The sequence below is a fragment of the Hwanghaeella sp. LZ110 genome, assembly GCF_048892525.1.
Taxonomy (GTDB): domain Bacteria; phylum Pseudomonadota; class Alphaproteobacteria; order UBA8366; family Aestuariispiraceae; genus Pacificispira.
The window spans coordinates 1-258 of the sequence record NZ_JBLZHT010000089.1 but is presented as its reverse complement, the minus strand read 5'-3'; the positions used below and the strand labels follow the sequence as shown (position 1 = coordinate 258).

At 61.6% G+C, this 258-nt stretch carries 1 protein-coding gene; it reads right to left on the bottom strand.

Annotation, left to right across the window (positions count from 1 at the left end; all coding sequences use genetic code 11):
* On the bottom strand, positions 1-258 hold a 258-nt coding region (locus ACOSDM_RS20315; protein ID WP_420726354.1), incomplete at both ends, for a hypothetical protein.

Sequence of the window (258 nt, the reverse complement as noted above, 5' to 3'; positions counted from 1 at the left end):
CATCGGTATAGGTGAACGATGTCACTTCAGCGCCATCGGCCCCTTCCGTGTCGTTGCCCATCACATTGCCGGTGACCGTGTTGCCACCTTCTTCCAGCGTCAGCGTCGCATCATCCACCGCAACCGGCACGTCATCGACGACCGAGATGTGGAAGGTGGTGCTGGCCGTCGAGCCATCGCCATCGGTCACTTCAACTGTGAACGGCAGGTCGATCTCGTTCTCGCCCTCGCCCACCGGCTGGTCCAACGTGCCCTGCA